We start from the raw sequence: 13,440 nt of genomic DNA, 5'->3' as shown, positions 1-13,440 counted from the left end.
GCGAGAAACGGGCACAGGACTCGGGGAAGCGACGAGACACCATATGGGGAGTGCTGTGATCACCGCGCGCGCGGCTGCCACCTTCGACCCGGTCGGGCGCTCCGTCGCGACCGCCCGCGCCTTCGTCCGTGACACCCTCCAGGGCTGGGGATACACGGACGTCGTCGACGACGCCGTCGTCCTCACCAGCGAACTCGTGACCAACGCCGTGGTGCACGCGGGCACGGCAGCGGACGTCCTGTGCCTGCGCACGGAGGACGGCGTGCGGGTCGAGGTCTCCGACCACTATCCGGAACGCGAGATCCCGCTCCAGAGCACAGGCCTGGACTTCGGCAGCCCGGACCGCGAGAACGGCCGCGGGCTGCTGCTCTGCGCGGCGCTCGCCTCCCGGTGGGGCGTCGAGTACTCGCCCATCCACAAACACGTCTGGTTCCAGCTCGATCTTCCCGAACGCCCGGTGGGCATCCGCTCCGCCGGCCCGCTGCTCCCCGTCGGGCTGCTCCCGGTCGCGGACGAGCGCGTACGGGTGGCCGTCGTCCAGATCGACAGCACCGGTTCCATCGCCGCGTGGAACGAGGACGCCGCGTTCCTCTTCGGATACACCGCCGACCAGGTCACCGGGAAACAGCTCACCGACTTCACCGCCTGGCCGCAGACGCCCGGCACCAACACCGGAATCGTCGAGGCCCTGCGGCTCTCGCGCTGGGAGGGCAGTTACGGAATCCGGGGCGCCGACGGCCGCACCATCCCCGTCTACGCCTCACACCTCCGGGTCCGCGACACCCGCGGCGAACCGTCCACGGTCTGTCTGCTCGTCCGCGACTACGAACGCGCCGTGCTCCAGTCCCCGGTCCGCGCACCGGTGTCCGACACCAACGCCGACAGCCACAAGACGGATCCGTTCGAGATCTTCATCGGCTCCCCGGCCCCCGACGACCTCGACGGTCTGCTCCAGCGCACCGTCGAGCGGGCCCGCGACATGCTCGACGCCGATTCGGCCTTCCTGCTGCTGGCGACGGACGACGAAACGGAACTCGAGGTACGGGCCACGACCGGCCTGCCCTCCGCCCGCCAGCGTTTCGCCCGGGTCCCGGTGGAGGCAGGCACAGGACGTTACGGCTCCGCCCGGATGCCCGCCGTCCACGAAGACCTCGACAACGTTCCCGGCGCCGTCCCCCTGCTCAGCGGGACCGGGATGCGCTCCGTCGTCACCGTCCCGCTGAAGGTCGAGGGGCGCCTCACGGGCTCGCTGGGCATCGCCGCGGAAGCGTCCGGCCGCTACTCCAACGAGGAGGCCCTGCGCCTCCAGTTCGCCGCGGACCGCATCGCGCTGGCCGTCGAGTCGGCCCGCCTGGGCGAGCTGGAGCGTCTGCGCCGCGGTTCCCTGTCGTTCCTCGTCGAGGCCTCCGACCTGCTCGCGGGCACCCTCGACCGGGACCAGACCCTGGCCCTGATGGCCCAGATGACGGTCCCCACCCTGGCCACCTGGTGCGCCGTCTACACGATCGCCGACCAGTCCTCGGAGCCGTACCTCTCCTACGTGCTGCACGAGGACGAGGAACGCATCGACGGCCTCAAGGCCCTGCTCTCGAAGATCGCTCCTCCCGACCCGGTCCCGACCCCGGGAGCCCGCGTCTGGGCGGCCCCGTCCGAGGCCGCCCACCAGGCTGCCCTGCGTACCTCGATGCGTACGCTCGGCCTCGGCGAACCCGGCGGGCTCGGCACCGGCATCCATACGACGCTCGCCACCGCAGCCGCGGTGGGCGGAGAGACCGTGGTCCTGCCGCTCGTCGCCCGAAACCGCGTCATCGGCATGCTCACGCTCGGGAAGCCCTCCGACGACCACTTCCGGCAGGAGATCCTGGAACTGGCCGAGGACCTCTCCCGACGCGCCGCCCTCGCACTCGACAACGCCCGCCTCTACTCGGAACGCATGGCGATCAGTCAGTCCCTCCAGCGCAGCCTGCTGCCGCCGGGGCTGCCCGATGTCCCCAATGTCGAGATCGAGGTCATCTACCGCGCGGCAGGCGAGGGCAACGAGGTCGGCGGCGACTTCTACGACGTCTTCCCGATCCGCGACGGCGCCTACGGATTCGCCATCGGTGACGTCTGCGGTACGGGTCCGGAGGCCGCGGCCGTCACGGGTCTCGCCCGCCACGCCCTGCGCCTCCTCGCCCGCGAGGGCTTCGGCGGCCCGGCCGTTCTGGAGCGCCTCAATGCCGCCATCCTGGACGAGGGCGCCCGCAGCCGCTTCCTGACCCTCCTGTACGGGGAGTTGTGGCCGCAGGAGGACGGCAGCGCGCTGCTGAAGGTAGTCTGCGCGGGGCACCCCCTGCCGCTGCGCCTGCGCCAGGACGGCTCGGTCGAGGCAGCCGCCGAACCTCAGCCGCTGCTGGGCGTCATCGAGGACCTCGAACTGTACGAGCAGACGGTCACCCTGGCGCCGGGCGATGTCCTGCTGTGCGTGACCGACGGCGTCACGGAACGCCGTGAGGGCACCCGCATGCTCGGCGACGACGGCCTGGCGGACGTGCTGGCCACCTGTACGGGGCTCACGGCCGGTGCGGTGGCAGCACGCATCCTGCGCGCGGTCGAACGCTTCGCAGCCGAGCCGGCCTCCGACGACATGGCCATCCTCGCCATGCGCGTCCCCGAACCGCCCACCGCCTGACCGCACTTCATGGCCCTGGTGTCCTAGCTCAGACACCAGCCGCAAAGTAGCGGTGTGATCACGCGCTCACCGCCGTGTTGGTCTGTTCGTCGTGTTCGCGCAGCATCCGCATGACGGCGGCGGGTGCGGGGCGCTGGCCCTTCTTCGCGCCCGTGGCGATGACGAGCCGCTTGGCGATGTCGCGCAGGCTCATCTCCTGGTCGCGCTGCTGGAGGGCCATGGACAGCATGGAGTCATCGGTCACGCCCGCGCCGCCGATGGTCTCGCCGCGCTTGCGGGCGGACTCTTGGCCCTCCGGAGTGAGGTCGCGGATTTACCCGCGGTCCATGCCGGACATGGCCGCCGGCACGGTGAACACGATGCCGGACGGATCGTGTGAGCCCTGGAGTTCGTCGGTGAGGAACTCCCCGGCCGACATCGTTCGCCTTCAGCTCCTCGGCCGGCCGCCTCCGGGGTCGCCCGCGAGGCCGCCCCGACCTCCTGATGCGGCTGGCGACGGCGGGTAGTCGTCGACGGTCACGGAGTTGTAGAAACGTGCGCTCTTTGTGGCGAGGCGAACGATGGCGCGGCTGGGGCCCGCGGGCAGGGCGGAGATCAGGCGGGCGCCCTGGGCCAGTCCCCACACGCCGAGGCGGGACGTGGGGATCAGGGTCTTCGCCGCGCTCAGCGCGACCGCGCGGCTGCCGCGCACGTGCTGCGCCATCACGCGCTCGTAGGCGGGGAAGGCGCGCTCATGGTCGCCGCCCGCCCGTGCCAGCTCTCCGGCGAGGACGTACGCGCCGACGACGGCCAGGCTGGTGCTGCCGCCGACGGCCGGACCGGAACAGTAGCCCGCGTCGCCGACGAGCGTCACCCTCCCCTGCGACCAGGTGTCCATGCGGAGCTGGGTGATCGAGTCGAAGTAGAACGCCGGGGTGCGGTCGAGCTCGTCCAGCCAGCGGTCCACATGGGCGTGCATGCCGGCGAACGCACCGCGCAGCAGCTCCTTCTGCCGGGGCACGTCGCGGTGGTGGTAGTCGAGCTCGCACTCGCTCCGGAACAGGAACAACGCCCGCGCGTCGCCGAGGTGCCGCGCGCCGTACATGCCGGCAGTCCGGCCGACGCCGACGTGGATGAGGAGCTCGCCGTCGAGGTCGGAGACATTCGGCAGGGTCAGCACCCCGAGGTAGGCCCCGATGAAGGCGTTGAAGCGGGACTCCTCGTCGAAGACGAGGCGGCGCACGTTGGAGTGCAGCCCGTCCGCACCGACGACGAGGTCGAAGCGGCGCGGCGCGGCGTTTTCGAACCGCACCTCGCCGTCGGGCGAGATCGCGGTGATCGAGTCGCCGAAGACGTACTCGACGTCGTCGCGTGCGGCGTCGTAGTAGATTTCGCTCAGGTCGTCGCGCATGATCTCGACGTGCCTGTCGGAGGTGGCGCTGAAGATCTTGGAGAGGTCCGCCCGGATGGGATGCCGTGAGCCCTCCCGGTAGACGGTCATTCGGTTCGTGCCGGTGGCCCGCTCCTCGACACGCGGGAGCACGCCCATCTTCTCCGAGATGTTCATCGCGGGCCGAAACAGGTCGACCGCGTGGCCGCCAGTCTTGCGTAGAGTCGGCGCGCGCTCGACGACGGTGACGGAGAAGCCGTGCCTGGTGAGCCAGTAGGCCAGAACCGGACCGGCGACGCTGGCGCCGGAGACGAGAATCCGCATGGCACCCCTTCTTTTCATCAGTCCACCCGTACGGCGTGGATCGTGGTGAAGGCCAGCAGGGGGGTGGCGGTCCGCGGCGGATCCTCGAGCAGGGGCGAGTGCCCGAGTCCGGGTAGCAACTCGACCTCCGCGCCCGGAACGGCGCGGTAATCGGAGGCGGATGAGGATCGCCATCTGCGGTCGTCCTCGCCGAAGATCACCAGTAGCGGCTTGCCCAGGACCGTCAGCCGATCCGGCAGCACTTGCTGCTCCAGGTAGGAGCGGGTGGCCCGCATCGTCGTGGTGAACGTGTGGTGAGTCATAGCGCGCACGTCGTCCAGGAGCTCTTCCGGGATCTGGTAGCCCGCGCGGCTGAAACCCGTGCTCGCGAACCGCCGGAGCTGCTCGTCGGTCGGCGGCCACTGCGAGGGGCCGGTTGCGGCGGACTCCGGTGCGATGAAGGCGTCCAGGCTGGGTCCGGTGTTGACGAGCGCGAGCGCGGTCACGAGGTCGGGCCGCTGTTCGGCGAGGGCGGTGGCGACCACGCCACCGCTGGAATGACCGACGACCACGGCGTGCTCGACGCCGAGCCGGTCCAGTGCCACGCCGGCCCGACGTGCCTGGTCCGGGATCGCGTAGCTGCGGTCGGCCGGTTTGGCCGACCGGCCGTGCCCGAGCAGGTCGATCCGGATGACGCGGTGAGTTCCGGTCAGCAGTGGAACCATCGAGTTCCACGAGCGGGTCGAGGACGCGGACCCGTGGATGAGCAGGAGTACGGGGGCGTCGCGGGGGCCGTCCTGGCACACGTAGATGTCGCCGTCGTCCAGCGACAGGGTGGAACTCTCGGTGGCCTCGGCGCCGCCGTTCACGTAGGGATCGCCGTCAGAAACAGTCATGAGCCCACTGTCTCCGCGGGTACGCGCCGGTGGATTGGACGAATGTTCCCCTTAGCCGGCTCACGTAGCATGGGGTGATGCGGACCTTCGTGCGCGGTGCGGCCATGTGGGGCGTTGAGTGCCCGCGGCGGCCCAGCCGGGTGGCCGGTGTCACCATGGCCGGGTTCCGTGCCCGTGACCTGGAAGCGCTCCGGATAGTCCCGTACCCGGCCGTGACGCTGCTCCTGGAGTTCGGCGCCGGTTCGCCCGTCCTTGAGTGCGCCGCAGGACGGCAGCAGCGGGGAAGCTTCGTCGCCGGGCCCGGGCTCGGGTCCGGAGGCGCGGTCCGGGCACGGGGGGAGAACGTCGAGTGCGTGCAGGTGCGCCTGTCCCCGGTGATCGCACGCGCGATTCTGGGCGCCTCCCCCGCCGACCTCGACGGCGCCGTCGTTTCGCTGGGCGACCTGTGGGGCCGGGAGGCGTCACGGATCCGCGAGCAACTCGGCGATCTCTCGTCGTGGCAGGATCGCTTCGTGTTGACGGACGCTCTGCTCGCCCGCCGACATGAGGCGGGGCCGCTGGTGGACCCGGAGGTGGCCTGGGCCTGGCGCCGGATCGTCGTCAGCCGTGGCCTGGCCCGGGTCGACGGACTCGCGGCCGAGGTCGGGTGGAGCCGTAAACGGCTGTGGTCCCGGTTCCGGTCGCAGCTCGGCCTGCCGCCCAAGCGCGCCGTGAAGCTGGTCCGCTTCGACCATGCCGCCCACCGCCTGGTCGCGGGTGAAGGCGCGGCCCAAGTCGCAGCCGAAACCGGCTACGCCGACCAGTCCCACCTGCATCGGGACGTCATGGCGTTCACCGGGGCAACCCCCGCGACCGTGGCCGGCGAGCCGTTTCTCGCCGTTGACGACATCGCATGGCCCAGCCGCGGAACAACCGCCATACCTCACGTCTCCAAGGAGCTCCGGCTCGGTCGTCGGCCGGAGGTGAGACGGCTACCGCTGTGAACGTCGCCGGCCGCCGGACTTCTGCAGCTGCGCGTCGTGAAGCTCACTTTCACCGCCGACACCTGGTAGAGCCGCAGGATCACCGGCGTTTGTGGCCTGGTGACACGGAGCAGTGATCACAGGAGCCGCGCTGCTCGGCCCGGCGGTGGTGACCGGGACGGCGGCGATGGTGGCGGCAGTGATCTCGCGCCGAGGACGCGGCGGCTCATGACGCTGAGTCAGCCAGGCGGGCGGCCGATGTCCCCCGCCACGCGGCCTCGTTGATACCGGGGTCGGTGAGGTTCTGGAAGTCCTTCATCGCGCCTCCATGGTTGATCGGTTGGCGGTGTCCGCCGGGTGCGGAGGCGACCAGCCCTAGGTCGAGGCGCTTGTCCATGTCCAGACGGAAGGTTCCGTACGGGTTGACGTTCGACCAGAACAGGGCGGTCAGCCCGCGCCGGTCCTCGTCGGTGAGCTTCTTCGCCCACGCCGGTTCGACCAGGACCTGCTGCACCAGCAGGGTCTCGAGCCGTAGCGCGGTGGCGTACCTGACCATCTGGTCATGCTGCTGCTCGATCAGGTCCCAGCGGGTCGGCCGGGGCAGTGAGCCGACGAGCGCGGGCCAGCCGGGCGGCGCTTCGTCGGGGCCGTACAGGCGGAAAGCTGCCGATGTTCTTCAACCGGGGCAGCCGACGGAAGTTGAGCAGCTCGGTGAAGGCGAACCGGACCACGCTCGCGCCGTGCGTGTCGACGTAGTTCGACTCGATCGCGGCGCCCGTGCAGTGCCACAGCAGGCCCTCGATCACCGCCACGCCCTTCGACGACGAACAGGACTTCAGCTGCGAGTAAATGCAGACGTTCTTCCGCTGGACGTGCCAGTAGAACACCACGCCGTTGCCGCCGTAGCCGCCGTGGTACTCGGTCATGGAGTTCGAGGACCAGGACCCGAACTTCTTCGAGTCCGAAGCGCACGCGATGCCTTGGCCCCACCATGCGGCGTCCCGGGCGGCACAGGTACCGTTCACCAGCTTGGTGGCGGCGGCTCACAGGTTGTCCACGGTGATGAAGTGCCGACGCACGTGCCGCAGCGCGGCCTCGCGCTCGCCGTGCTCGCCGGTTGCCATGATCGCGCGGATGCCCAGGTCGGTGCCCCAGCGCGAACAGCGCGAGCAGCAGGCGCCGCCAGCAACTCCTCCAGCGACCACTCTTGGCGCACGCCCAGCCCCTTCGCCCGCTGATCATTCGACCAGACCAACGACGGGCGCCGGGCCCAGGAAATGGTGGGCCCCTGCTCCCCCGCACCTACTTTGCGGCTGATGTCTGGGCTAGGACTCCAGAGCCTTCATCACATGCGAAAGGCCCTCACCGGATGGTGAGGGCCTTTCATCTTGCCTGAGCCCCAATGCGGAATCGAACCGCAGACCTTCTCCTTACCATGGAGACGCTCTACCGACTGAGCTATTGGGGCCTGCTGCGCTGTGGCAACGAGGTAAAGCATACCCTGAGATCAGGGGTGCTCAGAACCACTGCCCACACATGTTTCTGACGGAGTCCCACTGTTCCAGCCGCCTCTCTCCCTTCGACGCAGGCCGGCCAGGCCGGCCTTGCCGAGTCGGGCGCGACGATGCGGATCGAGCCTAGACGCTCCGAACGCAGAAAAGCCCCGTGCCACAAGGGCACGGGGCTTTCCCGTAAAAGGAGTTCGGCGGCGTCCTACTCTCCCACAGGGTCCCCCCTGCAGTACCATCGGCGCTGAAAGGCTTAGCTTCCGGGTTCGGAATGTAACCGGGCGTTTCCCTAACGCAATGACCACCGAAACACTATGAAATTAACCAACACCGGAACAACACGGCCGTTCGTTATTTCAGAACAAACACAGTGGACGCGAGCAACTGAGGACAAGCCCTCGGCCTATTAGTACCAGTCAGCTTCACCCGTTACCGGGCTTCCACATCTGGCCTATCAACCCAGTCGTCTACTGGGAGCCTTAACCAATCAAGTTGGTGGGAATACTCATCTCGAAGCAGGCTTCCCGCTTAGATGCTTTCAGCGGTTATCCTTTCCGAACGTAGCCAACCAGCCATGCCCTTGGCAGAACAACTGGCACACCAGAGGTTCGTCCGTCCCGGTCCTCTCGTACTAGGGACAGCCCTTCTCAATATTCCTACGCGCGCAGCGGATAGGGACCGAACTGTCTCACGACGTTCTAAACCCAGCTCGCGTACCGCTTTAATGGGCGAACAGCCCAACCCTTGGGACCGACTCCAGCCCCAGGATGCGACGAGCCGACATCGAGGTGCCAAACCATCCCGTCGATATGGACTCTTGGGGAAGATCAGCCTGTTATCCCCGGGGTACCTTTTATCCGTTGAGCGACAGCGCTTCCACAAGCCACTGCCGGATCACTAGTCCCGACTTTCGTCCCTGCTCGACCCGTCGGTCTCACAGTCAAGCTCCCTTGTGCACTTACACTCAACACCTGATTGCCAACCAGGCTGAGGGAACCTTTGGGCGCCTCCGTTACTCTTTAGGAGGCAACCGCCCCAGTTAAACTACCCATCAGACACTGTCCCTGATCCGGATCACGGACCGAGGTTAGACATCCAGCACGACCAGAGTGGTATTTCAACGACGACTCCACAACCACTGGCGTGGCCGCTTCAAAGTCTCCCACCTATCCTACACAAGCCGAACCGAACACCAATATCAAACTGTAGTAAAGGTCCCGGGGTCTTTCCGTCCTGCTGCGCGAAACGAGCATCTTTACTCGTAGTGCAATTTCACCGGGCCTATGGTTGAGACAGTCGAGAAGTCGTTACGCCATTCGTGCAGGTCGGAACTTACCCGACAAGGAATTTCGCTACCTTAGGATGGTTATAGTTACCACCGCCGTTTACTGGCGCTTAAGTTCTCAGCTTCGCCGACCCGAAAGTCGGCTAACCGGTCCCCTTAACGTTCCAGCACCGGGCAGGCGTCAGTCCGTATACATCGCCTTACGGCTTCGCACGGACCTGTGTTTTTAGTAAACAGTCGCTTCTCGCTGGTCTCTGCGGCCACCCCCAGCTCGGAGAGCAAGTCTCCTCACCAGTGATGGCCCCCTTCTCCCGAAGTTACGGGGGCATTTTGCCGAGTTCCTTAACCATAGTTCACCCGAACGCCTCGGTATTCTCTACCTGACTACCTGAGTCGGTTTAGGGTACGGGCCGCCATGAAACTCGCTAGAGGCTTTTCTCGACAGCATAGGATCATCCACTTCACCACAATCGGCTCGGCATCAGGTCTCAGCCTTAACGTGTGACGGATTTACCTACCACACGGCCTACACCCTTACCCCGGGACTACCACCGCCCGGGCTGGACTACCTTCCTGCGTCACCCCATCGCTTACCTAGTACAAGTCTGGTTCGTCGGCTCCACCACTACCCTCAACTCCGAAGAGATCGGGCCGGCTTCACGGACTTAGCATCGCCTGATTCAGTATTGGGCGTTTCAAAGCGGGTACCGGAATATCAACCGGTTGTCCATCGACTACGCCTGTCGGCCTCGCCTTAGGTCCCGACTTACCCTGGGCAGATCAGCTTGACCCAGGAACCCTTAGTCAATCGGCGCACACGTTTCTCACGTGTGTATCGCTACTCATGCCTGCATTCTCACTCGTGAACCGTCCACAACTCGCTTCCGCGGCTGCTTCACCCGGCACACGACGCTCCCCTACCCATCCCAGCAGGCGTTGGCCCTATACGCTGGAATGACACGACTTCGGCGGTACGCTTGAGCCCCGCTACATTGTCGGCGCGGAATCACTTGACCAGTGAGCTATTACGCACTCTTTCAAGGGTGGCTGCTTCTAAGCCAACCTCCTGGTTGTCTCTGCGACTCCACATCCTTTCCCACTTAGCGTACGCTTAGGGGCCTTAGTCGATGCTCTGGGCTGTTTCCCTCTCGACCATGGAGCTTATCCCCCACAGTCTCACTGCCGTGCTCTCACTTACCGGCATTCGGAGTTTGGCTAAGGTCAGTAACCCGGTAGGGCCCATCGCCTATCCAGTGCTCTACCTCCGGCAAGAAACACACGACGCTGCACCTAAATGCATTTCGGGGAGAACCAGCTATCACGGAGTTTGATTGGCCTTTCACCCCTAACCACAGGTCATCCCCCAGGTTTTCAACCCTGGTGGGTTCGGTCCTCCACGAAGTCTTACCTCCGCTTCAACCTGCCCATGGCTAGATCACTCCGCTTCGGGTCTTGAGCGTGCTACTAAAACGCCCTATTCGGACTCGCTTTCGCTACGGCTTCCCCACACGGGTTAACCTCGCAACACACCGCAAACTCGCAGGCTCATTCTTCAAAAGGCACGCAGTCACGACTGTTGCTCCGAAGAACAACAGCGACGCTCCCACGGCTTGTAGGCACACGGTTTCAGGTACTATTTCACTCCGCTCCCGCGGTACTTTTCACCATTCCCTCACGGTACTATCCGCTATCGGTCACCAGGGAATATTTAGGCTTAGCGGGTGGTCCCGCCAGATTCACACGGGATTTCTCGGGCCCCGTGCTACTTGGGAAATTCTCAAACGAGCCGTTAATGTTTCAGCTACGGGGGTCTTACCCTCTACGCCGGACCTTTCGCATGTCCTTCGCCTACATCAACGGTTTCTGACTCGCCGACCAATCGGCAGATTGATCAAGAGAACTCCCGCAACCCCGCATGCGCAACCCCTGCCGGGTATCACACACATACGGTTTGGCCTCATCCAGTTTCGCTCGCCACTACTCCCGGAATCACGGTTGTTTTCTCTTCCTGAGGGTACTGAGATGTTTCACTTCCCCTCGTTCCCTCCACACTGCCTATGTGTTCAGCAGCGGGTGACAGCCCATGACGACTGCCGGGTTTCCCCATTCGGACACCCCCGGATCAAAGCTCGGTTGACAGCTCCCCGGGGCCTATCGTGGCCTCCCACGTCCTTCATCGGTTCCTGGTGCCAAGGCATCCACCGTGCGCCCTTAAAAACTTGGCCACAGATGCTCGCGTCCACTGTGCAGTTCTCAAACAACGACCAGCCACCCACCACCCCGCCCAAACAGACGAGTTCACTGGGGCCGGCAACTGAAGGCGACCTCACGGCCGTACCCTCAGATACCCAACAACGTGCCCGACCCGACAAGCCATCACCCACGTTCCACGCCGAAGCAGTACTAGTGAACAACAACCCATCGTGCCGAATAGTCAACGTTCCACCCATGAGCAACCACCGTCGGACATTTGCCGACGTAGTGGCCTCTGACCAGGCAAAGCCCGGTAAGAAGTGCTCCTTAGAAAGGAGGTGATCCAGCCGCACCTTCCGGTACGGCTACCTTGTTACGACTTCGTCCCAATCGCCAGTCCCACCTTCGACAGCTCCCTCCCACAAGGGGTTGGGCCACCGGCTTCGGGTGTTACCGACTTTCGTGACGTGACGGGCGGTGTGTACAAGGCCCGGGAACGTATTCACCGCAGCAATGCTGATCTGCGATTACTAGCAACTCCGACTTCATGGGGTCGAGTTGCAGACCCCAATCCGAACTGAGACCGGCTTTTTGAGATTCGCTCCGCCTCGCGGCATCGCAGCTCATTGTACCGGCCATTGTAGCACGTGTGCAGCCCAAGACATAAGGGGCATGATGACTTGACGTCGTCCCCACCTTCCTCCGAGTTGACCCCGGCAGTCTCCTGTGAGTCCCCATCACCCCGAAGGGCATGCTGGCAACACAGAACAAGGGTTGCGCTCGTTGCGGGACTTAACCCAACATCTCACGACACGAGCTGACGACAGCCATGCACCACCTGTACACCGACCACAAGGGGGGCACCATCTCTGATGCTTTCCGGTGTATGTCAAGCCTTGGTAAGGTTCTTCGCGTTGCGTCGAATTAAGCCACATGCTCCGCTGCTTGTGCGGGCCCCCGTCAATTCCTTTGAGTTTTAGCCTTGCGGCCGTACTCCCCAGGCGGGGAACTTAATGCGTTAGCTGCGGCACCGACGACGTGGAATGTCGCCAACACCTAGTTCCCAACGTTTACGGCGTGGACTACCAGGGTATCTAATCCTGTTCGCTCCCCACGCTTTCGCTCCTCAGCGTCAGTAATGGCCCAGAGATCCGCCTTCGCCACCGGTGTTCCTCCTGATATCTGCGCATTTCACCGCTACACCAGGAATTCCGATCTCCCCTACCACACTCTAGCCTGCCCGTATCGACTGCAGACCCGGGGTTAAGCCCCGGGCTTTCACAACCGACGCAACAAGCCGCCTACGAGCTCTTTACGCCCAATAATTCCGGACAACGCTTGCGCCCTACGTATTACCGCGGCTGCTGGCACGTAGTTAGCCGGCGCTTCTTCTGCAGGTACCGTCACTTTCGCTTCTTCCCTGCTGAAAGAGGTTTACAACCCGAAGGCCGTCATCCCTCACGCGGCGTCGCTGCATCAGGCTTTCGCCCATTGTGCAATATTCCCCACTGCTGCCTCCCGTAGGAGTCTGGGCCGTGTCTCAGTCCCAGTGTGGCCGGTCGCCCTCTCAGGCCGGCTACCCGTCGTCGCCTTGGTAGGCCATCACCCCACCAACAAGCTGATAGGCCGCGGGCTCATCCTTCACCGCCGGAGCTTTCAACCCCGTCCCATGCGGGACAGAGTGTTATCCGGTATTAGACCCCGTTTCCAGGGCTTGTCCCAGAGTGAAGGGCAGATTGCCCACGTGTTACTCACCCGTTCGCCACTAATCCACCCCGAAGGGCTTCATCGTTCGACTTGCATGTGTTAAGCACGCCGCCAGCGTTCGTCCTGAGCCAGGATCAAACTCTCCGTGAATGTTTTCCCGTAATCGGGACAACACAACACGAGAGCGGAACGATCAGCCGGAATAAGACCGATCGTTCACAGCGTCCTCGCTGTGTAATTGCCTACCGGAACCGTGAGGCCCGGCAGGACTTTCAAAGGAACCACCAACCTGCCGAAGCAGGCCGGGGTATCAACATATCTGGCGTTGACTTTTGGCACGCTGTTGAGTTCTCAAGGAACGGACGCTTCCTTTGTACTCACCCGCAGAACATTTTCTGGGGCTTTCCTCCGGGCTTTCCCTTCGGTCTTGCTTTTCCGACTCTATCAGACTCTTTCGTGTCCGATTCCCGGCCGAAGCGGGTTTGCTTTCCAGTTCTTCGCTTTCGCGTTTCCCTTTCCGGCGGTTCCAACCTTACCAGACTCTTT

Annotated in this window: 8 protein-coding genes, 1 tRNA gene and 3 rRNA genes; 2 read left to right on the top strand and 10 right to left on the bottom strand. The window is 64.6% G+C overall.

Translation table 11 applies throughout. The features are described from left to right. Positions 1-55: 55 nt before the first annotated feature. Positions 56-2,671 (top strand): SpoIIE family protein phosphatase, encoded by a 2,616-nt coding sequence (locus OH735_RS27950; RefSeq protein WP_406384379.1) that lies wholly within the window; start codon positions 56-58, stop codon positions 2,669-2,671. Positions 2,672-2,729: 58 nt separating this feature from the next. Here the strand turns inward: OH735_RS27950 and OH735_RS27945 are convergent, their stop codons facing one another. The 3 genes from OH735_RS27945 to OH735_RS27935 form a co-directional block, all read right to left on the bottom strand. Beyond that, positions 2,730-2,915, bottom strand: a complete 186-nt coding sequence (locus OH735_RS27945) for a hypothetical protein (RefSeq protein ID WP_266905223.1) — start codon at positions 2,913-2,915, stop codon at positions 2,730-2,732. A 183-nt stretch (positions 2,916-3,098) separates the two neighbouring features. Continuing rightward, complete coding sequence (locus OH735_RS27940) at positions 3,099-4,364, bottom strand: FAD-dependent monooxygenase (RefSeq protein WP_406384378.1); 1,266 nt, start codon at positions 4,362-4,364, stop codon at positions 3,099-3,101. 17 nt (positions 4,365-4,381) lie between these two features. Continuing rightward, positions 4,382-5,239: an alpha/beta fold hydrolase gene (locus OH735_RS27935; protein ID WP_266749058.1), complete on the bottom strand. Its 858-nt coding sequence runs from the start codon at positions 5,237-5,239 to the stop codon at positions 4,382-4,384. 77 nt (positions 5,240-5,316) lie between these two features. On the opposite strand from OH735_RS27935, the gene OH735_RS27930 reads away from it, so the two are divergent. Further along, a complete protein-coding gene (locus tag OH735_RS27930) occupies positions 5,317-6,222 on the top strand; it encodes a helix-turn-helix domain-containing protein (protein WP_266749056.1) in 906 nt (301 codons plus the stop codon). Positions 6,223-6,427: 205 nt separating this feature from the next. Here OH735_RS27930 and OH735_RS27925 read toward each other — a convergent pair whose 3' ends face one another. The 7 genes from OH735_RS27925 to OH735_RS27895 all read right to left on the bottom strand — a co-directional run bounded on the left by OH735_RS27925 (position 6,428) and on the right by OH735_RS27895 (position 13,044). After that, positions 6,428-6,757: a hypothetical protein gene (locus OH735_RS27925; protein ID WP_266749055.1), complete on the bottom strand. Its 330-nt coding sequence runs from the start codon at positions 6,755-6,757 to the stop codon at positions 6,428-6,430. A gap of 4 nt (positions 6,758-6,761) precedes the next feature. Then, on the bottom strand, positions 6,762-7,226 hold the full coding sequence (locus OH735_RS27920; protein WP_266749054.1) for a Tn3 family transposase: 465 nt from the start codon (positions 7,224-7,226) through the stop codon (positions 6,762-6,764). An 18-nt stretch (positions 7,227-7,244) separates the two neighbouring features. Then, positions 7,245-7,406, bottom strand: a complete 162-nt coding sequence (locus OH735_RS27915; protein ID WP_266749052.1) for a hypothetical protein — start codon at positions 7,404-7,406, stop codon at positions 7,245-7,247. Between the two features lie 190 nt (positions 7,407-7,596). Next, positions 7,597-7,669 (bottom strand) — tRNA-Thr (locus OH735_RS27910). 232 nt (positions 7,670-7,901) lie between these two features. Continuing rightward, positions 7,902-8,018, bottom strand: a 5S ribosomal RNA gene (gene rrf / locus OH735_RS27905). Positions 8,019-8,095: 77 nt separating this feature from the next. Further along, positions 8,096-11,219, bottom strand: a 23S ribosomal RNA gene (locus tag OH735_RS27900). A 299-nt stretch (positions 11,220-11,518) separates the two neighbouring features. After that, positions 11,519-13,044: ribosomal RNA gene (locus OH735_RS27895) — 16S ribosomal RNA — on the bottom strand. The 16S, 23S and 5S rRNA genes sit together here with 1 tRNA gene alongside, the layout of an rRNA operon. Positions 13,045-13,440 lie beyond the last annotated feature (396 nt).

Origin of the sequence: Streptomyces sp. NBC_01618 (genome assembly GCF_045209435.1) — a bacterium.
Classification (GTDB): domain Bacteria; phylum Actinomycetota; class Actinomycetes; order Streptomycetales; family Streptomycetaceae; genus Streptomyces.
This window is presented reverse-complemented; position numbering and strand designations above follow the sequence as displayed.